Annotated in this window: 17 protein-coding genes and 2 pseudogenes; 10 read left to right on the forward strand and 9 right to left on the reverse strand. The window is 71.8% G+C overall.

What is annotated here, in order from left to right:
- Positions 1–58: 58 nt before the first annotated feature.
- A complete protein-coding gene (locus tag AADR41_RS03920) occupies positions 59–1,048 on the reverse strand; it encodes an ABC transporter permease (protein ID WP_342279949.1) in 990 nt (329 codons plus the stop codon).
- A 105-nt stretch (positions 1,049–1,153) separates the two neighbouring features.
- Here AADR41_RS03920 and AADR41_RS03925 point away from each other — a divergent pair, with 105 nt between their 5' ends.
- The 5 genes and pseudogenes from AADR41_RS03925 to AADR41_RS03945 all read left to right on the forward strand — a co-directional run bounded on the left by AADR41_RS03925 (position 1,154) and on the right by AADR41_RS03945 (position 4,844).
- Positions 1,154–1,774: a TetR/AcrR family transcriptional regulator gene (locus tag AADR41_RS03925; protein ID WP_342279950.1), complete on the forward strand. Its 621-nt coding sequence runs from the start codon at positions 1,154–1,156 to the stop codon at positions 1,772–1,774.
- A gap of 194 nt (positions 1,775–1,968) precedes the next feature.
- Entirely contained in the window at positions 1,969–2,646 is a 678-nt protein-coding gene (locus AADR41_RS03930; RefSeq protein WP_342279951.1) for an urease subunit gamma, read from the forward strand.
- A pseudogene (locus AADR41_RS03935) lies at positions 2,591–3,766 on the forward strand (urease subunit alpha); the annotation flags it as partial. The gene AADR41_RS03930 and the pseudogene AADR41_RS03935, both read left to right, overlap by 56 nt.
- Positions 3,767–3,768: 2 nt before the next feature.
- Positions 3,769–4,080: pseudogene (locus tag AADR41_RS03940) on the forward strand (GTP-binding protein); the annotation flags it as partial.
- Positions 4,077–4,844 (forward strand): urease accessory protein UreD, encoded by a 768-nt coding sequence (locus tag AADR41_RS03945; RefSeq protein ID WP_342279952.1) that lies wholly within the window; start codon positions 4,077–4,079, stop codon positions 4,842–4,844. The pseudogene AADR41_RS03940 and the gene AADR41_RS03945, both read left to right, overlap by 4 nt.
- A gap of 17 nt (positions 4,845–4,861) precedes the next feature.
- Here AADR41_RS03945 and AADR41_RS03950 read toward each other — a convergent pair whose 3' ends face one another.
- The 8 genes from AADR41_RS03950 to gcvPA all read right to left on the reverse strand — a co-directional run bounded on the left by AADR41_RS03950 (position 4,862) and on the right by gcvPA (position 13,724).
- On the reverse strand, positions 4,862–5,911 hold the full coding sequence (locus AADR41_RS03950; RefSeq protein ID WP_342279953.1) for an NAD-dependent epimerase/dehydratase family protein: 1,050 nt from the start codon (positions 5,909–5,911) through the stop codon (positions 4,862–4,864).
- A gap of 64 nt (positions 5,912–5,975) precedes the next feature.
- The gene (locus AADR41_RS03955) at positions 5,976–6,695 is read right to left on the reverse strand and encodes a lysophospholipid acyltransferase family protein (protein ID WP_342279954.1); all 720 of its coding nucleotides are present in this window, start codon (positions 6,693–6,695) and stop codon (positions 5,976–5,978) included.
- Between the two features lie 70 nt (positions 6,696–6,765).
- Positions 6,766–7,983, reverse strand: coding sequence for a DUF4032 domain-containing protein (locus AADR41_RS03960; protein ID WP_342279955.1), 1,218 nt, complete (start codon positions 7,981–7,983; stop codon positions 6,766–6,768).
- Between the two features lie 103 nt (positions 7,984–8,086).
- Positions 8,087–8,728, reverse strand: a complete 642-nt coding sequence (locus AADR41_RS03965; protein ID WP_124719143.1) for a GntR family transcriptional regulator — start codon at positions 8,726–8,728, stop codon at positions 8,087–8,089.
- Between the two features lie 49 nt (positions 8,729–8,777).
- Positions 8,778–9,524 (reverse strand): SDR family NAD(P)-dependent oxidoreductase, encoded by a 747-nt coding sequence (locus AADR41_RS03970; RefSeq protein ID WP_342279956.1) that lies wholly within the window; start codon positions 9,522–9,524, stop codon positions 8,778–8,780.
- Between the two features lie 44 nt (positions 9,525–9,568).
- The gene (locus AADR41_RS03975) at positions 9,569–10,741 is read right to left on the reverse strand and encodes an ATP-NAD kinase family protein (protein WP_342279957.1); all 1,173 of its coding nucleotides are present in this window, start codon (positions 10,739–10,741) and stop codon (positions 9,569–9,571) included.
- Positions 10,738–12,336, reverse strand: coding sequence for an aminomethyl-transferring glycine dehydrogenase subunit GcvPB (gene gcvPB, locus AADR41_RS03980; protein WP_342279958.1), 1,599 nt, complete (start codon positions 12,334–12,336; stop codon positions 10,738–10,740). Before gcvPB ends, AADR41_RS03975 begins: the two co-directional genes overlap by 4 nt.
- Positions 12,333–13,724, reverse strand: a complete 1,392-nt coding sequence (gcvPA, locus tag AADR41_RS03985) for an aminomethyl-transferring glycine dehydrogenase subunit GcvPA (RefSeq protein WP_342279959.1) — start codon at positions 13,722–13,724, stop codon at positions 12,333–12,335. Before gcvPA ends, gcvPB begins: the two co-directional genes overlap by 4 nt.
- A gap of 145 nt (positions 13,725–13,869) precedes the next feature.
- Here gcvPA and AADR41_RS03990 point away from each other — a divergent pair, with 145 nt between their 5' ends.
- From AADR41_RS03990 to AADR41_RS04010, 5 genes are read left to right on the forward strand one after another with little or no spacing between them, the layout of a single operon-like run.
- A complete protein-coding gene (locus tag AADR41_RS03990) occupies positions 13,870–15,207 on the forward strand; it encodes an ABC transporter substrate-binding protein (RefSeq protein ID WP_342279960.1) in 1,338 nt (445 codons plus the stop codon).
- Positions 15,208–15,211: 4 nt separating this feature from the next.
- On the forward strand, positions 15,212–16,138 hold the full coding sequence (locus AADR41_RS03995) for a carbohydrate ABC transporter permease (protein WP_342279961.1): 927 nt from the start codon (positions 15,212–15,214) through the stop codon (positions 16,136–16,138).
- Complete coding sequence (locus tag AADR41_RS04000; RefSeq protein ID WP_342279962.1) at positions 16,135–16,992, forward strand: carbohydrate ABC transporter permease; 858 nt, start codon at positions 16,135–16,137, stop codon at positions 16,990–16,992. Before AADR41_RS03995 ends, AADR41_RS04000 begins: the two co-directional genes overlap by 4 nt.
- Complete coding sequence (locus AADR41_RS04005) at positions 16,989–19,022, forward strand: beta-galactosidase (RefSeq protein ID WP_342279963.1); 2,034 nt, start codon at positions 16,989–16,991, stop codon at positions 19,020–19,022. The genes AADR41_RS04000 and AADR41_RS04005 overlap by 4 nt, the downstream gene beginning before the upstream one ends.
- The gene (locus tag AADR41_RS04010) at positions 19,019–21,322 is read left to right on the forward strand and encodes an MGH1-like glycoside hydrolase domain-containing protein (protein ID WP_342279964.1); all 2,304 of its coding nucleotides are present in this window, start codon (positions 19,019–19,021) and stop codon (positions 21,320–21,322) included. The genes AADR41_RS04005 and AADR41_RS04010 overlap by 4 nt, the downstream gene beginning before the upstream one ends.
- Positions 21,323–21,350: the final 28 nt, after the last annotated feature.

The raw sequence follows: 21,350 nt of genomic DNA on the forward strand, positions 1-21,350 counted from the left end.
CAAGAGCCGTGTACCCCCGTCCGCTGCGACGGGGGTACACGGCGTGTCCGGGCGGGGGTCAGCCCGCCAGGGCCGGTTCATGGGTGTGGGCGGGAGGTGCGACCGGCGGCCGGTCGCGGCGCCGGCCGCCGATGAGCACGGCGCCCAGTCCGAGCGCCGCCCACAGCCCGAGGATGAGCAGCGGTCCGCCCGCGCCGCTGCCGTCGAAGAACGCGACCGAACGCAGCAGTGAGCCGCCCGCGCCCGGCGGCATCAGCCGGCCGATCGCCCCGACCGGGCCGGGGAGCAGCTCCGGGGCGCTGGTGATGCCCGAGAAGGGGTTGCCGAGCAGCACCATCAGCACCGCGCCCGCGCCGATGCCGGGTGGGCCGACGAGCGCGGCGAGCCCCGCGACCGTCCCGCCGATGGCCAGCACGGTGAGGCCCAGCGTCCCGGCCACCGCCCACCAGTTGCCCGTGATCACGCCGAGCCAGTCGGCGGTGAGTGCCGTCGCGCCGAGTCCGGCCGTCACGGCCACCCCGATCAAGGTCAGTGCGGCCCGCACGCCGCGCAGCCGCAGCAGTGTGACCACCGAGCCCGAAAGCACGCCCGCGATCGCCAGCGGAAGGAAGCTCGCGCCGAGGACGCTGCCGCGCGGATCCGTGCCGGGTGCCGCCACCACGTCCGTGACCTGCACCGGAGTTCCGTCGGGGGCCTGTGCGGTGACCGCCTCGCGCAGCAGCTGGGCGACCGCCGGGCTCGCCGCCGACGCGGTCAGGAGCCGGGTGCCCTGTGGGGTGGCCACGAGGGCGCCGTACACGGACCGGTTCTCGATCGCGTGACGAGCCTCGTCCTCGGAGGCGTAGCGGTGCACCTCGAAAGCGCCGTCGCGCTGTTCCAGCCGCTGCTGGAGCCGGTCGGCGGCGGGGGCTGAGCCGGCGACCCCGAGGGGCAGGTCGTGGGGGGCGATCCTGGCCGCGGGCCAGGCGAAGGCCCAGAGGGCGAGCAGCACCACCAGGGGGATCAGCAGGATGACCGCCACCATGCGGCGGTTCTGGGTCGCAGGCACGAAGGGTCTCGATTCAAAGAGAAGGATCGTTCGTTTTACTTGTGGCCCACTGTCCATACGGTGTCGGAGCTTGTCAAGAAGGAATGTTCGTTTTAGATTCATGGCATGGCCCGTGTATCCCAGGAACACCTGGACGCCCGCCGTCGGCAGATCATCGACGGAGCGGCGCGCTGCTTCGCGCGCGACGGCTTCCACGGCGCGTCGATGCAGGGCGTGCTGAAGGAGGTCGGACTGTCGGCCGGGGCGGTCTATCGCTACTTCAGCGGCAAGGAGGACCTGATCGCGGCCATCGCCGACGAGGCGTTCACCAGCATCCGCCGGGCCTTCTGGGAGGCCGCGAACGCCACCCCGCCGCCGGCTCCGGACGTGCTGCTGGGCCGGGTGCTGCGTGGGCTGTTCTCCGGGGAGGTGTGCGGTCTGGAGGGGCGGCAATTCGCCTCGCTGATCGTGCAGGTGTGGTCCGAGAGCATGCGCAACGAGCGCCTGGCCGCCACTTTCGAGGACGGATACGGCGCCATGCGGCGCGTCTGGACGGACGTGGTCGAGGGGTACCGCGAGGCGGGGATCCTGCGGGCGGACGTACCCGCCGACCATGTGGCGCGGACGATGATGGCGGCCACGCAGGGGTTCTTCGCCCAGATGGCGCTCTTCGGCGACGCCGATCCGGCGGTGCTGGAGAACGGGATGCGCGGCCTGATGGCCATGGACCGGCCGGAGACCGGCTGACGCGCGGGAATTCACCCGCCGGAATCGGCGTGCCGGAAATGTCGCACCGAAGTTGACGCGCCGGAAAAACTCCGCCCCTGGTGTGCGGCGTCCCGCGCGAGTCAGCGGTTCGCCGCTCATCGGCCGTGCCACGCACGGCCGATGCCTCGCCACGCCCAGGGACGGAACTGGGCAGCGGACTGTGAGGTGGACACATGCGACTGGCCCCGCACGAACAGGAACGCCTGCTCATCCATGTCGCCGCCGATGTGGCGCGACAGCGCCGGGCGCGCGGGCTGCGGCTCAACCACCCCGAGGCGATCGCACTGATCACCGTGCACCTGCTGGAGGGCGCCCGCGACGGCCGTACGGTCTCCGAGCCGATGGCGTCGGGCCGCACGGTGCTCGGCCGCGACGACGTCATGGACGGGGTCCCCGAGATGATCCACGACGTCCAGGTCGAGGCCACCTTCCCGGACGGCACCAAGCTCGTCACCGTCCACGACCCGATCGTCCGACGGGGGACGCCACCGATGACTCCCGGAGAGATCCTCTACGCGGACGGGCCCGTGCCGTTCAACGAGGGACGCCCCGTCACCCGCCTCACCGTGCTCAGCGCCGCCGACCGGCCCGTCCAGGTCGGCTCGCACTACCACTTGGCCGAGGCCGACCCCGGCCTGGACTTCGACCGTTCGGCCGCGCACGGGCGGCGGCTGAACATCGCCGCCAGCACCGCCGTGCGCTTCGAACCCGGCATCCCGGTCGACGTCGAACTGGTCCCGCTCGCCGGACGGCGCATCGTCCCCGGGCTGCGCGGCGGGACGGGAGGTGCCCTCGATGGCCCAACTCGAACGCGCCGTGTACGCCGACCTGTTCGGCCCCACGACCGGTGACCGCATCCGACTGGCCGACACCGATCTGCTTGTCGAGATCGAGGAGGACCGCTCGGGCGGCCCCGGACTCGCCGGTGGCGAGGCCGTGTTCGGCGGCGGCAAGGTCATCCGCGAGTCCATGGGACAGGCCCGCACCACCCGGGCCGAGGGCACCCCGGACACCGTCGTCACCGGTGCCGTGATTATCGATCACTGGGGCGTCGTCAAGGCGGACATCGGCATCCGCGACGGCCGGATCACCGGGATCGGCAAGGCCGGGAATCCGGACACCATGGACGGCGTCCACCCCGACCTGGTCATCGGCCCAGAGACCGAGATCATCGCGGGCAACGGTAAGTTCCTCACCGCCGGGGCGATCGACGCCCATGTCCACTTCATCTCGCCGACCCTGATCGACTAGGCGCTCTCCTGCGGGATCACCACCCTGGTCGGCGGCGGCACCGGACCCTCCGAAGGCGCAAGGGCCACCACCGGCACCCCGGGGCCGTGGCACCTCGCCCGGATGTTCGCGGCGCTGGACGCCTACCCCGTCAGCATCGGGCTGCTCGGCAAGGGCAACACCATGTCGCGCGAGACCATGCACTCCCAACTCCGGTCCGGTGCACTCGGATTCAAGATCCACGAGGACTGGGGTGCCACCCCCGCCGTCATCGACGCCTGCCTGGGCGTCTGCGAGGAGACGGGCGCCCAGCTCGCCATCCACACCGACACCCTCAACGAAGCCGGATTCGTCGCCGACACCCTTGCCGCCGTCGCCGGGCGCTCCATCCACGCGTACCACACCGAAGGCGCCGGCGGCGGACACGCACCCGACATCATCGGTGTCGTCTCCGAGCCGTACGTCCTGCCCAGCTTCACCAACCCGACCCGGCCGCACACCGTCAACACCATCGAGGAACACCTCGACATGCTGATGGTCTGCCATCACCTCAATCCGGCCGTGCCGGAGGACCTGGCCTTCGCGGAATCCCGGATCCGGCCCTCCACCATCGCGGTCGAGGACATCCTCCACGACCTCGGGGCCATCTCGTTCATCTCGTCCGACTCCCAGGCGATGGGCCGCATCGGCGAGGTTGTCCTGCGCACCTGGCAGACCGCCCATGTGATGAAGAAGCGCCGCGCGAATCCGGCGGCGACAACCTCACCGCCACCTTCTCCAAGGGCCTCGTCGACGCACAGATCTTCGTCTTCGACGTGGCCGGCGGCGACGGCATCCCGCGCAAGGGCGGCCCCGGCGTCACCACCTCCGACCTGCTCGTCGTCAACAAGACCGATCTCGCCCCCCACGTCGGCTCCGACCTGGCGGGCATGGCCCGGGACGCCGGGGCCCAGCGCTGGGAACTCCCCGTCGCCTTCACCTCCCTCAAGAGCCAGCACGGGGTGAAACCCGTCGCCGACCGGGTCCGCGGGCAGCTCGCCGCCCGGACCGCATGAGCGTCCGGTCCACCGCCCGGATCACCACGGCCCTGGACGGCCGTGGCGTCACCTCGCTGCCCGTACTGGCGGGCGACGGACCGCTCGCCCTGCGCCGGACCCGGACCACGCCCGGGTCCGGCGCCCGGGTCACCGTCGTCGGCGCCATGAGCGCACCGCTCGGCAGGGACCGGCTCACCCTCGTGACGCGGGTCGGCGAAGGCGCCCGGCTCACCGTCGACTCGGCGGCGGCGACCGTGGCCCTGCCGGGAAAGGGGTGCGAACCCGCCACGTACGACACCGAGTTGAGCGTGGCCGAGCGGGCGGAGCTGCGCCGGCTGCCGGAACGGCTCGTCTCGGCGCACGGCAGCGTTCTGCACATGACCACCCGGGTCCGGCTCGCCCCCACCGCACGACTGGCGCTCTGCGAGGAACAGATCCTCGGTCGCCACGCCGAGACCACCGGCACCCTGGTCAGCCGCCTCACCGTGCACCGCGCGGGCCGGCCGCTCGTCGACCAGCAGCTGGCGTACGGGCCGGGCGCCCCCGGTGGCCGGGACGGGGCGGCGGTCCTGGGCGGACACCGGGCCGTGGGCCAACTCATCGTGGTGGACCCGGTGTTCGAGGGGAGGTGCCCCGAAGCACGGATGCTCGGGGACACCGCCGTGCTCACCCCGCCGGCCGGCCCGGCCCTGCTGGTCACCGCCCTGGCCGCCGACGCGCGCCGGCGGCGCGGCGTCCTGGACGAGGTGCTGAACGAGCTGCTCGACGCGCCCGCGGAGTGAACCCCACGGGCACCGTCTCACCCCCTTTGGTCGTACGCCGCCAGCCAGGCGTCCTCCGCCGCGTAGTCGAAGAGCTTCCTCCCGTACGACCGAAGCACGGCGGGGAAGGCCTCCGTCCAGTCCTGGCCCGCAAGCCGCGCGGCGATCCACTCGACCGTCTCCGGGAGGGACTGCGCATAGCCGGTGACCGGCCGGTACCCGAGCTCGCGCTCGGCGGCCGTCATGTCGTACACGATGGGGTGCGGGCTGCTCCAAGGCGTCCCGCCGACGCCGTCCTCCCCGGGCGGGCCCGCCTGCAGCACCGTCGAGGTGCTGCGGCCGAACACCGCGTCGACGGCCTCGCCGATCTCCGCGACCGTCGGCGCCTGCGGATCCCCGGCGTTCAGCACCCGCGAACCCGGCCGCAGGGCGGCGAGCCGGATCAGCTCGGCCAGGTTGGAGGCGTGGACCGGGTGGAAGCGGGACTCGCCACCGAACGCGAGCACCCGCCGGTCGCGGCCGTCCACGAGCCGCTTCACGAAGAACAGCTCACGCGGCGAGCGGCAGTGCTTCCCGTGGATCGCCCCGGCCCGCAACAGCGTCACCGGCAGCGCGTCCCCGGCCGCCAGCAGATCCTGCTCCAGCTCGATCTTCCGCGTGGCGTACGTCGTGCCGCCGGCCGGCACGGTGCGCTGCGACTCCGGGATCGGCAGCGGGTAGTGCGGAGCGCCGTCGGGTTCGCCCTGTGTGTCGAAGCTGCGGCCCCGGTCGTCCTCGTACGTCGCACCGCTGGAGATCACCACCGCCGAACCGATCCGGTCCGCGAGTCCGGTCAACTGGCGGGCATGGCCCGCGTCGTACGCCACCATGTCGACCAGTACGTCGCAGCCGTCGCCCAGCGCCGCCGCGAGCGCCCCTTCGGCGTTCCGGTCCAGGGCGGTCGTGCGCACCGCCGCGTCCCACCCGTCGTCCCGGCCGCCGCCGAGCGAGGCGGCCGTCACCTCCCAGCCGTCCTCGACGAGCGAGCGCACCGCCACCCGCCCGATCTGTCCCGTCGCACCCAGCACCCATGCGTTTCCTCTGCTCATGGGATCGACGCTAGGCCGGGCCGGGCGCCCGGCCCCACGAAGTTCACCGAGCGCGGATCCGCTGTCAGCGTCGCAGCTTCGGGAACTTCTTCGACCGCGCCGCCTCTTCGGCCTGCGCGGCCTTCACCTTGCCCGCGTACTCGTCGACGTACTCCTGACCCGAGAGCCCCAGGATCGCGTACATGATCTCGTCGGTGACCGCCCGGACCGCCGCCTTCTGGTTCTCCAGCCCGGCGTAGCGGGAGAAGTCCAGCGGCTCGCCGAAGCGGATGGTGACGCGCTTGATGCGCGGGACGACCTGGCCCGGCGGCTGGATCTCGAACGTACCCACCATCGCGCACGGCACCACGGGCACCTGCCCCTTGATCGCCATGACGGCGACGCCCACCTTGCCCTTGTAGAGCCGGCCGTCGTGCGAGCGGGTGCCCTCCGGGTAGATCCCCAGCAGTTCGCCCCGGCTCAGCACTCCGAGCCCCTCCCGGATCGCCGCCTGGCCGGCCTCCTTGCCGGAGCGGTCCACCGGGATCTGCCCGATGCTGCGGAAGAAGGCGGCGGTCAGCCGCCCCTTCACACCCGGCCCGGTGAAGTACTCGGCCTTCGCGAGGAAGGTGATGCGCCGTTTGAGGATCGCGGGCATCAGGAAGTGGTCGGAGAACGACAGATGGTTGCCGGCGACGATGGCCGCGCCCTCCTCCGGGATGTGCTCCAGACCCTCGATCCTGGGGCGGAAGAACAATCGGAGAAGCGGCCCGATGAAGACGTATTTGAGCACGTGGTAGAACACGGGGCGGCTCCTAGGGCCTCTCGTCTGGATCATCCCTGGGGTCGCCAGGGCACAGCTCCGGGTGGGCAGCCTATGTGCAGCCGTCGTCCGCCGCAGCCGTCTTCCTGACGTAGTCCTCGACCGCCGCGTCGAGTCCGATGTCGTGCCGGGCCTGCTCGGACAGGTACCAGCGGTGTTCGAGGAGTTCGTGGTAGAGCTCGGCCGCGTCCATCCGGGCGGGCACGTGGTCGCGTGCCGCGCGCACGGTGGGCCGGAAGATCTCCCGGACCCAGCGGTGGGCCAGCACCTCGGTGCGGGCGCCGTGCCGGTCGCCGGGGGCGTAGTCGTCCTGGGTGGCCATCCAGCTCTCCAGGTCGTTCAGGAGCCGGCGCGCCTGGTTCTCCTCCGCGTCCATCCCGGTGAGCCGCAGCAGTTGGCGCTGATGATGGCCGGCGTCCACGACCTTGGGCACGAACGTGACCGTGTTCCCCTGGTCCGAGTGCGAGATCTGCATCTCGGCGACGTCGAAACCCAGGTCGTTGAGACGGCGGATGCGGCGTTCCATGTAGTGGTGTTTGCCCGCCGGGTAGACGGAGGTACGCGTCAGCTCCGTCCACAGCGCCTGGTAGCGCTCCTCGATCTCCAGGCCGAACGCGATCGGATCGATGGACGGATGCAGCGCGCCCGATGCCTCCAGATCGAGCATCTCGCCGCTGATGTTGACCCGGGCGAGCTCGATGTCGTACCCGCGCTGCCCGTCGCTGAGCCGGGGGTGCAGCTCGCCGGTCTCGGCGTCCACGAGATACGCGGCGTACGCGCCCGCGTCCCGCCGGAACAGGGTGTTGGACAGCGAGCAGTCCCCCCAGGCGAACCCGGTCAGATGCAGCCGTACGAGCAGGACGGCCAGGGCGTCCATCAGACGGTGCACCGTGCCGGGGCGCAGGGTCGTCTCGAACATCGACCGGTAGGGCAGCGAACCGCCCAGATGCCGGGTGATCAGGACCGGTTCCAGGGGCGAGCCGTCGGCCTCGGTGCGGCCGGTGACCACGGCGAGCGGGTCCACGGCGGGTATCCCGAGCCGGTCGAGCGTCCGCAGGAGTTCGTACTCGCGCAGCGCCGGCCGCTCGGCCAGCTCCTTCACGGCCACGGTCTCCTCGCCGGCCCGCGCGTAGCGCACCACGTGGCGGGAGATGCCGCGGGGGAGCGGCACGAGGTACTCGTCGGGCCACTGCTCCAGGGGGATGTGCCAGGGCAGTTCGAGCAGGAGGGCCGGGTGTTCCGGGTTGGTGGCGCTGATCTGCAGAGTCATGCGGTCAAAGTCCCTGGGGTCGGGCGGCAGGTCCAGTGATCGGAACCCGAAGGGGCGGTGCGGGTCAAGACCGGTGCCGGGCCCGCACCACCGCCCCGTGGCATCAGTCCTTCAGATGCTCCAGGATCCGGTGCATCCCGCTGTTCCAGTTCTCCTTGAGCGCCGCGACGGCCGCGTCCAGGTCGCCGCGCTGCAGGCACTCGGCGATCCGCTCGTGCTCCTCCGCGGAACGCTCCAGGATGTCCTGGTCGCCCAGGGCCACCCGCTCGTAGCGGTGCATCGTCACCTTCAGGGAGGTGATCAGCTTCATCAGGCGGTCGTTGGTGCAGCCGGACAGCAGCAGGTCGTGCCACGCGTCGTCGTAGCGCTCTATGACGTCGTGCGGTGCCTGCGGGACCGAGAACGCGCGGGCCTCCTCCAGCAGGCGCGGGGCCGTCGCCGCCAGGTGCTCGGGGTCGCTGGACTCCAGGGCGAGCGCCTCCAGCGTCGCGACGATCGCGGACAGATCGCGGAACTCCTGCGCGCTGAGCGGCGTGAAGCGGAAGCCCTTGCCGCGCTCGCTGGTGATGACGCCCTCACGCTCCAGCGTGATCAGTGCCTCGCGCAGCGGAGTACGGCTGACACCGAGCTCCGTGGCGAGCTGCCCCTCGTTGATCGGCGAGTTGGTCGCGATCGTGCCGCGCCCCAGGCGCTTGATCAGTTCCTCCTTGACCTGTTCGCGCAGCGGGCGGTTTTCGATTGGCATGTGAGGCTGCCCTCCCCTTCGGTCCGGTCGATTATCCGCTACCGCCGCATCACGCGGTACCGGCGCCGTCGACGGGGATGATCGCCCCGCTCAGGAACGCCGAGGCGTCGGAGGCGAGGAACGCCACGGTCTGCGCGATGTCCCGGGGCTGCCCGATCCGGCCGAGCGGCCGGTCGGCGGCGTCGGCGTAGAACGCGTCGGAGCTCTCGCCGAGCTGGCGGGCCTCCTCGGCGAGCATCCCGGTCGCCGTGTCGCCGGGGCAGACACAGTTGACCCGGATGTTGTCGGGGCCGTGGTCGATGGCCATGGCTCGGGTCATGTTGACGACGGCGCCCTTGGACGCGCAGTACGAGACGGCCCGGCCGCCGCCGCGGATGCCCCACCCCGAGCCGGTGTTGACGATGGAGCCGCCGCCCCGGGCCGCCATCTGCGGGATCACCAGCCGGCTCATCAGCATCACCGAGCGGATGTTCACGGCCATCACCAGGTCCCAGTCGTCCTCGGTGATCTCGCAGACCGTGGAACGGCGGATGATTCCGGCGTTGTTGAAGAGGACGTCCACACCGCCGAACCGCTCCTCGGCCGTTCGCACGACGGCCTCGCAGTCCTCGCGCCGTGACACGTCACAGCGCACGAAGGCTCCTTCGGTGTCCTTCGCGGTGCGTTCACCGCCGTCGGCGTCGATGTCGGCGATCACCACGCGGGCGCCGAGCTCGGCGAGGACCTGGGCGGTGGCACGGCCGATGCCGGCTCCGCCGCCGGTGACGATCGCGCGCTTGCCGTCGAGGGAGATCATCCTGGGCTCCTTCTGTCCTGGGTCGGGGTGTCGGGGTTGCGCGGTCACATCGCCAGGCGGTACAGCGAGGTGCGCCGCCTGCCGGTGATGACGGGATGGTGGCCGGACAGCTCCGCGTCGAGCGCGTCGTCTCCGGTGTCGAGGAGCAGCGGCCGGCCGCCGAGCGCGGCCAGTTTGGCTTCCGCGCACAACACCAGCAGATGGTCGTGGCCGCCCGCCGCGCGCAGCACGCGCGGCGAGATCTGCTGGTTGCCGCGGCCGAGGAGGAACCCCTGGCCGCCGATGGGGGAGAGGGCGATCCAGGCGGGGCCGAGTGCCAGGAGGGTGTCCTCGCCGGCGTCGCGGGCCACCACCCGGGGCGGGCGGCCCGGCCGCAGGGCGAGCGCGTCGACCCCGGTCAGCGAGACGTCCGCGCCGAGCGCGGCCGCGACCGCGCGGGTGGTGGTGCCGGGGCCGAGCACCAGCAGGCCGTCCCCGACCCGCTCGGCGACCTCGGCCGCGATCCCGCCGACCGCCTCGGGCGAGACGGCGGTGCTGCCGGTCTTGCGCTGCTGCACCCGGACCGGTACGTCGGGCACGGGCAGCCACCCGTAGAGCCGGGAGGTGACGCGGCCCTCGCCCAGCGCGTCTTCGTCGCGGTCCATCACCTCCGCGTCCCGCAGCCGGACGCCGCCCGTGCGGTCCAGCCACGCCGCCGCGACCTCGCCCGCGGCACGCGGGCCGACGGCGAAGACGGCCGAGTGCATCTTGACGCCGGTCGGTACGCCGAGGACCGGGCAGCGCACGTCGCCGAGCGCACCGAGCACATCGCGCGCGGTGCCGTCGCCGCCGGCGAAGAGCAGCAGGTCCACGCCCTCGGCGACGACCGCCCGCACCGCGGCGGCGGTGTCCGCGGCCGAGGTGTCCCGACCGGTGCCCGCGGTGTGCACGACCCGCCGCGCGAGCCCGGCCGCGGTGACGGAGTCGGCACCCAGGGGGCCGGCGGCGGTGACGACGAGGAGCCCGGGGGAGGTCGTGCGGCCCCGCGGTCCGGTGCCGGTCGACGCGCCCCGGCGTACCGCCAGTTCACCCAGGGCCGCGGCCGCGCGTGCTCCCGCCTGCGGGCGTGCGCCCAGGGAGAGTGCCAGGCGCGGCCGGTCCGGGCCGTCGGTGCCGCCCAGACCCACCCGGCCGCCGAGTCCGGCGACCGGGTTGACCACCAGACCGATCCGCGTCACCGGCCGGCCTCACCGAGCACCTTGCGGCGGTAGGCGCGCCAGGAGACCGCCCAGGTGGCCGGGTCGTCCAGCGCCTCGGGGCGTACCCGGTGGACCGTCGAACGGTGCGGTGCGGTGCGTACGGTCTCCGGGTCCTCGTACGCCTCGCGGGCGACCTCCGCGAGGATCGCCGCGTACTCGTCGAGGTCGGCGCGCGTGTAGGACTCGGTCGGCTCCAGCGTCATGGGCTCCGGCACCACGTACGGGTGGTGGCTGGTCCAGTAGTGGGTGCCGAAGTCCGCGGCCCGCAGGCCGAGGTCCTCGGAGTGCAGGCCGGTGTCCTCGTGGAGCTTCTCCCAGCTGTAGCGGACCTGCTCCACGCGTGGGCGCCCGGCCGCGTACGGCACCGAGACGCCCGGGATCTGCCGGACCTTGTGGAGCAGATAGTTGTTGTTGAGCACGGCCGTCTCGGCGGCGGCCCGCAGCCCCTCCGCGCCGAGCGACATGATCCACGCGTAGGCGCGGACCAGGTTCGGCACGACGCCGTAGAACGGCCGCATCTTGCCGACCGACTCGGGCCGGTCGTCGTCCAGCCGGTACATTCCGCTCGCCGGGTCGAACTCGACGGTCGGGCGCGGGAGATACGGGGCCAGCTCCTCGGTGACCGCACAGGCGCCCGCCGCCGGGCCGCCGCACGCGTGCGGGGTCGAGAACGTCTTGTGCAGGTTGAAGTGGCACAGGTCGAAGCCCGCGTCCCGCGCCCGGGTGATGCCGAGGATGCCGTTCGCGTTGGCCTGGTCGTACGAGCACAGGCCGCCGGCCTCGTGCACGATCCGTACGAACTCCTCGATGCGCGGGTTGTAGATCCCGGTGTCCTCCGGGTTGGTGATCAGGAGCGCCGCCGTGCGCGGGCCGACCGCGGCTCTCAGCGCCTCGATGTCGGGATAGCCGTCCGCGTCCGGGTGGAGGGTGACGACCTTGAAGCCGGCGGTCTTCGCGCAGGCCGCGTTGGACGGATGGGAGAAGATCGTCGTGATGATCTCGTCGCGCTGTTCCAGCTCGCCGCGCGCGGCGAAGTGGGCCCGGATCATGGCGACGTTGGTATAGATCGCGGCGGAGCCCGCGCCCGGCTGGAGCGAGACCCGGTCCATGCCGGAGATCTCCTTCAGCAGCTGCTCCAGGCTGTGGATGATCCCGAGGACGCCCTGGACCGTGTCCTCGTCCTGGAGCGGGTGCAGCGCTGCGATCCGGGGGTCGCGGACGAACTGGTCGTTGACCTTGGGGCTGTACTTCATGGTGCAGGTGCCCTGGCCGACGTCGATGTTGAGATCGGCGCCGAGGTTCTCCTGCGACAGGCGCAAGTAGTGGCGCAGCACCTGCTGCTGGGACATCTCCGGCAGCGCGGGCGGCTCGGCGCGGCGCAGCGCGGCGGGAATCGCGGGCATCGGGACGGACGGGTCCCCGGCCGGCACGAGGACGCCGCGCTCGCCCGGCGAACCCAGCTCGAAGATCAGCTTCTCGTCCCAGGACGCCTGCTGGAAGCGGCGCAGGCGAGGCTTCGGGGCGATGCGCGCGTCCTCGGGGGAGACGGGCACGGGCGCGTGCGAGGCGGTCACTTGACGATCTCCTTCAGGGTCGCGGCGAGCCGGTCGATGTCGGCCCTGGTGTGGACCTCGGTGACGCAGTACGCGGCTTCGCGGGTGCCGGTCGGTGTGGAGCCGAAGATGCCCCGCTCCTTGAGTTCGGCGCGGATCTCGGCCGCGGTCCTGCCACCCGTGTAGCGGACGGTGAAGTCGGCGAAGTGCAGGGCGTCGCCGTACGGGACCTCGATGCCGGGAACCTCGGCGAGGCTCCTGCGGGCGTACGCGGTCAGCGCGAGGATCGTCGCGCCGATCTCCCGCATGCCCTGCGGTCCCATCAGCGCGAGATAGACCCCGGCGCCGATGCCGTGCAGCGCGGCGGCCGTGCCGACCCACTCCTTGCCCTCCTCGCGCAGCGCGAACGAGGTCCGTTCGTAGGCGACGTCCCCGAATCCGTACTCGCCCTCGACGCTCGTCGGCACCAGGCCGAACAGCCGTGACGGGTACTCGGCGACCAGCCTCTCCTCGTCGCGGGTGGCGATGAAGCCCGCGTTGCCGCCGCCGAAGCTCTGGTGCAGGCCCAGCGGCTGGATGTCGCCGCATGCGATGTCGGCGCCGTACGCGGAGGGCGGCGCGAGCACGCCGAGCGTGAGCGGATTGCAGCCCACCACGTACAACGCACCCGCCTCGTGGGCGAGTCCGGCGAGGCGGGGGAGCGCCTCGTCGACGATTCCGAGCGCGGACGGGGTGTCCGCGTACACCGCCGCGGTGTCGCCCGCGGCGAGCGCCTCACGCACCGCGCCGAGGTCGGCGCAGCCGGTGTCCGGGTCGACCGGGACCACCGTCACGTCGTGGTCGGGGCGTACGTAGTCACGGATCCGGGAGAGCTTGTCGGCGTCGACCGCGGTGGCGACGAGCACCCGGCGGCGGCCGGTGATCCGGCCGGCCATGCGCAGCGCGGTCCCGGAGGCCTGGAAGCCGTCGTACACCGGGACGTTGACGATCTCCACATCGAGCAGTTCGGCCATCATCGACTGGTACTCCCACAGCGCCTGGAAACGTCCGTGGTCCTCGTAGGGCTCGCCCGCGTACGCCGTGAGGAACTCGCTGCGATTGACCACCTCGTCCACGACCGCCGGTACGTGGTGCTGGTAGCAGCCGGAGCCGAGAAAGCTGAGCGCCTGCCGCGTCGATGTGTTGCGGCCGAGCAACTCCTCCATGTGGCGGGTGAGTTCGGCTTCCGAACGCAGCGGGGCCGGCAGGTCGAGGGGGCGGTGCAGCCGGATGCCGTCCGGGATGTCGGCGTAGAAGTCCTCGACGCCCGCGGCGCCGATCTCCTCCAGCATCGCCTGCCGCACGGCCGGCACGGCGTTGGGAATGTAGGGGTGGGCGTAGGGGGGAACGAAGTCCTGGGATGACGTCATGCCGCGCCTTTCGCGTGGGCCGACTCGGTCGGTCCGGTCATGAATCACAGCAACAGAAGTCTTTGGCTGTACACCTCTTGACGGCAGGCTCCGTCATTCAGTGTTCTGAATACAGCATTAGGCATTCAGGCTCCAGGAGGCAAGAGTGTCAACGAGACCCACCCGACGGGCTGTTCTGGCCACAGGTTTCGCGACCGCCGCATCGTCCCTGATCAGCGGATGTGCCATGGGCGGCGCGGGCGGCGGAGAGGCCCGGGACATCGACGGCAGGAAGGACGACAAAGGGGGCGAGGTCAGCGGCAGCATCACCGTCTGGTCGTGGGACGTGGCCGCCAAGGCCATGAAGCGCCTCGCCGGCGACTTCGAGAAGCACCACCCCGGCACCACCGTCGACATCGTCGACATCGGCTACGACAACGCCTACGACAAGATCACCGTGGGCCTGCGCGGCGGCTCCGGTCTTGCCGACGTCCTCACGGTCGAGGGCAGCTACATGCCGCGCTACACCGGAAACTTCCCCAGTGGCTTCTACGACCTGACGAGCCTCGGCGGCCGCTACGGAGGGGACTTCGACCGCGCCGCGTGGCGCACCGTCACCGGCAAGGACAGCGCGGTCCTCGCCCTGCCCTGGGACATCGGCCCCTGCGCGCTCTACTACCGCAAGGACCACTTCCGCGCCGCGGGGGTCGACCCCGCCTCACTGCTGACATGGGACGACTACGTGGCAGCGGGCGTCCGCATCAAGAAGGCCACCGGCCGCAAGCTGCTCATCATGGACTCCACGGACGCCGGGATCCTGCCGATGCTGCTCCAGCAGCAGGGCCAGTCCTACTTCAGGGGCGGCCGGGTCGCCGTCGACACTCCCGAGGCCGTCAAGGCCCTCACCCTGATGAAGACCCTGCACGACCGGGGGCTCGTCGACTACGAGAAGGGCTGGGACGGACTCGTCACCGGCACCAAGGAGGGCAAGGCCGTCACCACGCCCACCGCCGCCTGGTGGACGGGCACACTCACCGACGAGATGACGGAGCTGAAGGGCAGGTTCGGTGTGGTGCCGCTGCCCGGCTTCACCACCGACGGCATCCGCACCTCCAACATCGGCGGCTCCACGCTCTGCGTACCCGCGCAGAGCAAGAACCCCCGCCTCGCCTGGGAGTTCATCCGGTTCCTGCTCACCGGCACAAAGAACCAGGTCTCCATGCTCAGGCGCGAGGGCCTCTTCCCCGCCTACCTGCCCGCGCTCGACGACCCGTACCTGAGCGAGAAGCAGGAGTACTTCGGCGGACAGGCGGCCCTCGACGTGTTCGCCCGGCTCGCCCGCACCATCCCGCCGGTCGAGAACAACAAGGACGACGCGAAGGCCTCCGACATCATGGTCTCGGCCGTCACCGGCGTGATGCTGCGCGGCAAGGACCCGCGCACCGCCCTGGACTCCGCCGCGCGGCAGCTCGCCACCGCCACCGGCCGCGAAAGGGTGAAGTAGCCCGATGGCCGTCCACACCACCTACGACCGGCCGGTCGCCCCCGCCCGCGCCCCGGCCCCGGCACGCCGCAGACGGCGGCGCCCCACCGCCTGGATCTTCGCCGGGCCCGCGGCCGTCCTCTTCGTCCTCTTCTTCGCCTACCCGCTGGGCGCCAGCCTCCTGCAGAGCTTCACCACCGAGGACGCCGGAGCCACCCACTGGGTCGGACTCGACCAGTACCGGCGCATGATCCACGACCCCGCCTTCCTGGAGTCCCTGTTCAACACCGGGGTCATCCTCGTCGTGCAGGTCCCCGTCATGATCGGCCTGGCCCTCGTCCTCGCCGTCCTGCTCAACCAGTCCTGGCTGCGCTTCCGCGGCAGCTGGCGGGCGGTCTACTTCCTGCCCGCCGTCACCACACTCGTCGCCTACGCCGTCGTCTTCCAGGTGCTCCTCAAGACCGACGGCGGCCTCGTCAACCAGATCCTCGGCGCCGTCGGCATCGGCCGGGTCGACTGGCTCAACAGCCCCACCTGGGCCCGCGTCTCCCTGATCGCGTCCCTGACCTGGCGCTGGACCGGCTACAACGCCGTCATCCTGCTCGCCGGACTCCAGTCCATCGGCAAGGAGCAGTACGAGGCCGCCGCCATCGACGGCGCCACCACCTTCTCCACGTACACCAGGGTGATCCTGCCGCAGCTGCGCCCCGTCGTCCTGTTCTGCGTGATCACCTCGACCATCGGAACACTCCAGCTCTTCGACGAGAACTACGTCCTCACCCGCGGCGGACCCGACGACGCCACCCTCACCCCGGTCGTCTACCTGTACAAGACCGGCTTCCAGCAGCTCGACTTCGGCTACGCCGCCGCCATCGCCTGGGTGGTCGTCGCCCTCATCGCCGCGATCTCCGCCCTCCAGTACTTCGCCTTCGGAAGGGAGCGCCGCCGGTGACCGCCCCCCAGCAGGCCCCCGTACGCGTCCACCCGGCCCGGCGCCTGGGCCGCTGCGCCGTACGGCTGCTGCTCGCCGCCGGTGCCGTCGCCAGCCTGGTGCCGTTCCTCTGGATGGCGATCGCCGCGACACACTCCACGTCCGACCTGTTCCATTCACCGCCGCCGTTCCTGCCCGGCGGCCGGCTGCTCGACAACCTGGTGCGCCTCCAGGACACCATCGGCTTCGGCCGGGTCCTCCTCAACAGCGTGGGCATCGCCGTCGCCCACACCGCGCTCAGCTCACTGATCTCCGCCATGTGCGGCTACGGACTCGCCAAGTACCGCTTCCGCGGCCGGGGACTGCTGCTCGGCGTCGTGCTCGCCACCATGATGATCCCGTTCCAGGTACTGCTCGTGCCGCTGTTCCAGATGATGGCGAGCGTCGGCTGGATCGACTCCTACCAGGCGGTGATCCTGCCGTTCCTGGCGAACTCCTTCGGCATCCTCCTGATGCGGCAGAGCTTCGTCGACTTCCCCGACGAGCTCCTCGAATCGGCCCGGATCGACGGCTCCGGCGAGCTGCGCACCTTCTACCGGGTGGTGCTGCCGTGCGTGCGCCCGCAACTCGGCGCCCTGGTCATCTTCACGTTCATGGCGCAGTGGAACAGCTTCATCTGGCCCCTGCTCATGCTCAACTCGGAGGACAAATACACCGTGCCCGTCGCGCTCAACACCCTCACGGGGCTCTCCCACGTCGACTACTCCGGGCTGATGCTCGGCTCGCTCCTCGCCACGCTCCCGCTGATGCTCCTCTTCCTGCTGTTCCAGCGGCAGTTCGTGGCCGGACTGCTCGGCGGGGCGGTGAAGGGATGAGCCGCGCGACCCGCGTCCCGGGCATCCTCTATGGCGGCGACTACAACCCCGAGCAGTGGCCCGAGGACGTCTGGGCCGAGGACGCCGCCCTGATGCGCGAGGCCGGGGTCACGATGGTGACCGTCGGCGTCTTCTCCTGGGCCCGGCTCCAACCCGGCCCGGACATCTGGGACTTCGACTGGTTCGACCGACTCCTCGACCTGCTGCACGCCCATGGCATCGCCGTCGACCTGGCCACGGCGACCGCCTCCCCGCCCGCCTGGCTGGTGCGCGCCCACCCGCGGATCCTGCCGGTCACGGCCGACGGCGTACGCCTCGAATTCGGCTCCCGCCAGCACTACTGCCCCTCCTCGCCCGAGTACCGCGCCGCCGCACTCCGCCTCACCCGCACCCTCGCCGAACGCTACGCACAACACCCGGCGCTCGCCCTGTGGCACATCCACAACGAGTACGGCGACCACATCACCGAATGCTTCTGCGCCCGCTCGGCCGACCACTTCCGCACCTGGCTCACCGACCGCCACGGGACCGTCGAGGCCCTCAACCACGCCTGGGGCACGGCCTTCTGGTCGCAGCGCTACAGCAGCCTCGACGAGATCGAACCACCCCGCACCGCACCCGGCCCCGTCAACCCGGCACAGCTCCTGGACTGGCGGCGCTTCTGCTCCGACGCACTCCTCGAATGCCACCGTGCCGAACGCGAGGCACTGCGCGAGATCAGCCCGGACATCCCGGCCACCACCAACTTCATGTCGATGTTCAAGGCACTCGACTACTGGAAGTGGGCGGAGCACGAGGACCTCGTCTCCGACGACGCCTATCCCGACCCCGCCGACCCGCACGCCCATGTCAACGCCGCCCTCAACTACGACCTGATGCGATCCCTCAAGGGCGGCCGGCCCTGGCTGCTCCTCGAACAGGCACCGTCCGCCGTCAGCTGGCGGCCGGTCAACGTCCCCAAGAGACCCGGACTGCAACGTCTCTGGTCGCTCCAGGCACTGGCCCGCGGCGCCGACGGCATCATGTACTTCCAGTGGCGCGCCTCCCGGGCCGGCGCCGAGAAGTACCACAGCGCCCTGCTGCCGCACCGCGGCACCGCCTCCCGGGGCTGGCGCGAGACCGTCCGCTTCGGCGCCGAACTCGCCCGGCTCGGCGAGATCACCGGCACCACCACTCCGGCGGACGTGGCGATCGTCCTGGACTGGGACTCCTGGTGGGCCCTGGAGGCCGAGGACCACCCCTCCGCCCGGATGCGCTGGCGCGACCTGCTGCGCCCCTGGTACGCGGCGCTGCACACCCGTGCCGTCTCCGTCGACTTCGTACCCCCGCACGCCGTCCTGGACGACTACCGGGCGGTCCTCGCACCCAACCTCCACCTGCTGCGGCCCGAGCACGGGGCACGCATCGCCGCCTATGTGCGCGGCGGCGGCCACTTCGTCTGCGGCCCCTTCAGCGGCGTCGTCGACGGCCACGACCACATCCACGACGGCGGCGCACCGGGACCGCTGCGGGACGTGCTCGGCGTGTCCGTCGACGAGTTCTGGCCCATCCCCGACGGCGCCGAGGTGCCCCTGGCCTCCGGTGCTCGGGCCACCCTGTGGAGCGAGTGGATCGAGCCCGAAGGCCCCGGCACGGAGACCGTCGACACCTATGCGGCCGGCGAGCTGACCGGCCGCCCCGCCGTCACCCGCCACCGCTACGGCACCGGCACCGCGTGGTACGCCGGAGCCCACCTCGGCGACGGCATCGCCGCCGTGCTCGACGAAGCGCTGCGGGCGGCGGGTGTACGCCCCGTGCTCGACGTACCCGAGGGCGTCGAGGCGACCGTGCGCTCCGGCGCCCGGGGCACGTACCTCTTCGTCCTCAACCACGGCGACCACGACACCCGCACACCACTGACCGGCCGCTACGGGGCCGGCGGCACCGATCTGCTCACCGGAGCCGCCGTCCGCGACCACCTCGACCTCGGCCCGCTCGGCGCCGCCGTCCTGCGCATCGCCACCGACTCCCCCGAAGGGACCGCGAAATGACCCGCCGCAGACACCGACACCGCACCGCACACCGTCACCTGGGCGCCCTGACCGCACTCATGCTGGCCGGCGGCGCCCTCGCCGCACCGCAGACGGCCGCCGCCCACGGACGCCCACAACCACCGCCCGCCTACGCCGACGTCCTCGACCTGCACGGCACCCCCACCACCGCCCAGCCCGGCGACGGCGAGGACAACAACCCCGTCACCGTCTTCGCCGACCGCGGCGCCTGGCACGCGTACGCACTGCCGGAGGCCGGTGACAAGGACGCCTACGGCGGCTTCTCCGGGCCCCTCTACATCGCCCAGGAATACCCCTGGTGGCTCAGCAAGTCCTTCAGCCGTATCCGCCTCACCGAACACGGCCGCACCCTGGACCTGGCCGCCGGCGGCGCGCCCCGCACCACCTCGCTGCCGGGCCGGCTCGTCCAGTCCTACGACCTCGGCCGCGGCCTGCGCCTCACTCTCGCACTCCGCTTCGCCACCGACCGCACCGCCCTGATCAGGGCCGAGGTCCGCAACACCGGCCCGGCCCCCCGCACACTCGGCGCCGACTGGACGGGCAGCCTGCTGCGGCCCGCCGACAGGCCGATGCGCGACGCGCCGTCGCTGACCGCCACCGGCTCCGGCGTCGGGGTCGGCTTCGGAGAGGTCCGCGAGACCTGGGACTACCTCACCGACGGCACGGAACGCTTCGAGGTCACCCACAAGGACCGCGTCCGCACGGCCGTGGACGGCGACACGTACCGCACCGAGGCCGCGAAGCCGGTGACCCTGGCCCCCGGCCGCTCGCACAGCTTCGACTGGACCGAGTCCTACACCTTCACCACCGCCGAACGCACCGAGGAGCGGGCGAGGGTCCGTGACGTACTGGCCCGCCCCGACTCCGTGGTGTCCACGACCGACGCGCGCTGGCGCGGCTATGTCGCCGGGGTGACCCGGGGCGTCCCGGCGGACCGGCGGCGCACCGCCGTGAAGTCCCTCCAGACCCTCGTCACCAACTGGCGCAGCGCGGCGGGACAGATCGCGCACGACGGCATCACACCGTCGATCTCCTACAAGTGGTTCACCGGCGGCATCTGGGCCTGGGACACCTGGAAGCAGGCGGTGGGCACGGCACGCTTCGCACCCGACCTGGCCCAGTCGCAGATCCGCTCCATGTTCGACCGGCAGATCCGCCCGGACTCCAGGTCCCGTCCCCAGGACGCCGGGATGATCCCCGATGCCATCTTCTACAACGATCCCGAACGCGGCGGCGGCAACTGGAACGAACGCAACTCCAAGCCCCCGCTGGCCGGCTGGGCCGTGTGGGAGGTGTACGAGAAGAGCGGGGACCGGGCGTTCCTGCGCGAGATGTACCCGAAGCTCGTCGCGTACCAGGACTGGTGGTACCGCAACCGGGACCACGACCACAACGGCCTCGCCGAGTACGGCGCCACCGTCGACCCGGCCAACGACTCCCCCGAGGAGCGACGCCTCGCCGCCGCCTGGGAGAGCGGCATGGACAACGCACCCCGCTTCGACTCCGGCCTCGGCACCGGAGTCGTCGCCAACAGGGCCGCCGACGGAACGCTCCTCGGCTACTCCCTCGACCAGGAGTCCGTCGACCTGAACTCCTATCTCGCCGCCGACCAGGGCTACTTGGCGCGGATAGCGGGTGCGATCGGCCGCGGGACCGACGCCGGGCGGTGGGAGCGGCGCTCCACCGCGACCTCCGCCGCGGTGCGCGACACGATGTACGACCCGGCGGACGGCTGGTTCCACGACATCGCCCTCGGCACCGGCGCACCGCTCACGGCCCGCGGCCGCGGCATCGAGGGCGCCGTCCCGCTGTGGACCGGCACCGCGTCCGCCGCGCAGGCCCGTGCCGTGCGCGACAGGCTGACGGACCCGGCGGAGTTCGCCACGGCCGTCCCCTTCCCGACCGTGGCGAAGAGCTCGCCCTACTTCTCGCCGACCGCGTACTGGCGCGGCCCCGTCTGGCTCGACCAGGCCTACTTCGCCCTCGGCGGCCTGCGCCGCTACGGCTACGGCAGGGACGCGGAAGCCCTCGCGGACCGGCTCCTCACCCACGCCTCCGGCCTCGCGGGCAACGGCCCGATCATGGAGAACTACGACCCGACGACCGGGGCACCGCTCAACTCACCCAACTTCAGCTGGTCCGCGGCGCTGTTGCTGCCGATGCTGACGGGCGACGAGCAGGGGGACGGACGGCCCGGGCCCTCGGCGTACACGGACGACCGGGACCTCCCGGCGGTGCGGCGGACCCCGGACCTCTCCGGCCCGGCCGGGCGGGACTGAACCACGGGGCGACGCCGGGGACCGGACA

It is taken from the genome of Streptomyces sp. CLV115 (genome assembly GCF_038448545.1).
Lineage (GTDB): Bacteria > Actinomycetota > Actinomycetes > Streptomycetales > Streptomycetaceae > Streptomyces > Streptomyces sanglieri.

What these genes read in the sequence shown, in the direction of transcription:
- AADR41_RS03995 (WP_342279961.1), top strand. Translation starts at nt 15,212, where the DNA reads ATGGCCGTCCACACCACCTACGACCGGCCGGTCGCCCCCGCCCGCGCC.
- AADR41_RS03945 (WP_342279952.1), top strand. Translation starts at nt 4,077, where the DNA reads ATGAGCGTCCGGTCCACCGCCCGGATCACCACGGCCCTGGACGGCCGT.
- AADR41_RS03925 (WP_342279950.1), top strand. Translation starts at nt 1,154, where the DNA reads ATGGCCCGTGTATCCCAGGAACACCTGGACGCCCGCCGTCGGCAGATC.
- AADR41_RS04005 (WP_342279963.1), top strand. Translation starts at nt 16,989, where the DNA reads ATGAGCCGCGCGACCCGCGTCCCGGGCATCCTCTATGGCGGCGACTAC.
- gcvPA (WP_342279959.1), bottom strand. Translation starts at nt 13,724, where the DNA reads ATGACGTCATCCCAGGACTTCGTTCCCCCCTACGCCCACCCCTACATT.
- AADR41_RS03965 (WP_124719143.1), bottom strand. Translation starts at nt 8,728, where the DNA reads ATGCCAATCGAAAACCGCCCGCTGCGCGAACAGGTCAAGGAGGAACTG.
- AADR41_RS03930 (WP_342279951.1), top strand. Translation starts at nt 1,969, where the DNA reads ATGCGACTGGCCCCGCACGAACAGGAACGCCTGCTCATCCATGTCGCC.
- AADR41_RS03970 (WP_342279956.1), bottom strand. Translation starts at nt 9,524, where the DNA reads ATGATCTCCCTCGACGGCAAGCGCGCGATCGTCACCGGCGGCGGAGCC.
- AADR41_RS04010 (WP_342279964.1), top strand. Translation starts at nt 19,019, where the DNA reads ATGACCCGCCGCAGACACCGACACCGCACCGCACACCGTCACCTGGGC.
- AADR41_RS03960 (WP_342279955.1), bottom strand. Translation starts at nt 7,983, where the DNA reads ATGACTCTGCAGATCAGCGCCACCAACCCGGAACACCCGGCCCTCCTG.
- AADR41_RS03950 (WP_342279953.1), bottom strand. Translation starts at nt 5,911, where the DNA reads ATGAGCAGAGGAAACGCATGGGTGCTGGGTGCGACGGGACAGATCGGG.